3 protein-coding genes are annotated in these 1858 nt (G+C 49.7%); all 3 read right to left on the bottom strand.

Annotation, left to right across the window (positions count from 1 at the left end; translation table 11 throughout):
- A partial coding sequence (locus tag Q0413_RS07725; RefSeq protein WP_298988410.1) for a HAMP domain-containing sensor histidine kinase occupies window positions 1-693 on the bottom strand: 693 nt, incomplete at its 3' end.
- Window positions 690-1370 (bottom strand): response regulator transcription factor, encoded by a 681-nt coding sequence (locus Q0413_RS07720; protein ID WP_298988409.1) that lies wholly within the window; start codon window positions 1368-1370, stop codon window positions 690-692. The genes Q0413_RS07720 and Q0413_RS07725, both read right to left, overlap by 4 nt.
- Window positions 1371-1566: 196 nt before the next feature.
- A partial coding sequence (locus tag Q0413_RS07715) for a hypothetical protein (RefSeq protein WP_298988408.1) occupies window positions 1567-1858 on the bottom strand: 292 nt, incomplete at its 5' end.

Raw genomic sequence — 1858 nt, 5'->3', positions numbered from 1 at the left:
AAACTCGTGCCCTTCGTAGCTTTGGCTTAGCGATATGATGCATTGCCTAAGCTGCTCGTCGATACGTACCGTCTCATCCAGGCACACCGCCGCACCGCTATCAAGTCTCGTTAGCTTTAACATGTCGGTGCAGAGCTTGCTTAGGCGGTTTGCTTCCGCGCCGATGGAGGCTGCGTATCGCACCGCGCGCTCCTCGCTCACGCCGCCCTCTATCATCTCGCTTAACGCGGCGATCGAAGAGATCGGCGTCTTCATCTCGTGCGAGACGTTTGAGACGAACTCCTTTTGTAGCTGCTCGTGCTTTTGCAGCTTCTGCGCCATTTTATTGACGTTTACTACAAGCTCGTCGAGCTCGTGCATATAGAGGTAATCAGTACGGTGTCCGTGCAGCTTGCGCTCGGCGCGCGCCTCAAAATCGCCGTTTGCGATCGCGGTGATCGCGCCTAGTAGCCGCTTGATCGGGCGAAATAAAATTTTAAGCCCGAAGTAAAGCAGGGTAAAATTTAGCGCCATCGTGATTAGACAGATGATCGCGCACAGCGCCACTCCGTCCCAAAACCCGCCGATCTTGCCGCCGATGCCTATGTAAAAAAGCATGCAAACCGCAAAGCAGACGATGAAATTTATCACGCCGAATGCGAGCGAAGAGTAAAACGCGATGAAGCTTTTAAGGCTGATGAGGTATTTTTTCACGCTCGCTCCTTTTTTACGGCTTTGTAGCCGAGCCCGCGCACGGTGATTATCTCAAAGTCCTTGGAGTTTTCAAATTTTGCTCGTAGCTTTTTGATGTGCGTATCGACGACGCGCTCGTCGCTGTCCGTCTTATAGCCCCAAATTTCGCTCATTATCTCAAACCTCGTAAAAATTCTGCCCGCATAGCTTAGCAGCAGAAACAAAAGACGAAATTCCTTCGGCGCCAGGCTTATCCGCTCGCCCGCCGCGCGGACGCTAAGCGTATCGTAGTCAAGCTCGCTTCCGCCGATGAGAAGCCGCTTTTCGTTTGCGATCTTTGCGCGCCTTAGCAGCGCATGCACGCGCAGCACGAGCTCTTTTAAATTTATCGGCTTGCTCATATAATCGTCCGCGCCGCTTTTAAAGCCCGTCTGCATATCCTCGATCTCACTTTTTGCCGTTATAATCAGTATCGGCTGGCTCTTGCCGTCGCGCCTAACGTATCTGCTAAGCTCAAAGCCGTCCATCTTAGGCATCATCACGTCCGAGATGATCAGATCGAAGTGCGCCTCATCCAGCGCTTCTGCAGCCTGCTTACCATCGAAGGCGCAGCTCACGTTAAAGCCCTCGTCAAGCAGTTTTTCTCTTATCGCCGAGCTCAAAGCCTCGTCGTCTTCGACGAGCAGGATATTAAACATACGACCCCTTTTGTGATTTTTTAAATTTTCGGGATTATAACAAATTTATTTTCAAGCAGACAAAATAAACGGGCGTGATTGTAAGGCGAAAATTAATCGCCGCATTGTCAAACGTGCTCCCGGGCAGTGAAATTTGCCGCTTTACTCGTTTGTGCGCGGCAGTAAAATTTTGTAGTATTTTGTTGCGGATAAATTTTCACTCCTCGCCACTTGCAGGTGCGTTTATTTGCGTGTTTTTATCCTCTGAGGCGAAAATTCTTTTGAACTCAAATTTGAAATAAAACGCCCATAGCAAAGGACAAACGATCGACAGCGCCCAAACGGATGAGAAAGCGCCGAACGATTGCGCCTTAAAAACGATATAAACCGCCAATGCGTAGCTCACGACAAATACCGCTGCGTAAATAATCGGCAAAAATCGCTTACATACGACCGATAAAAACAAAAGATAGATGCTCGCGGCGATTAGGGATGCGAGGAAAAAGGAG

The organism is uncultured Campylobacter sp., from assembly GCF_938045465.1.
Lineage (GTDB): Bacteria > Campylobacterota > Campylobacteria > Campylobacterales > Campylobacteraceae > Campylobacter_B.
This window is presented reverse-complemented; position numbering and strand designations above follow the sequence as displayed.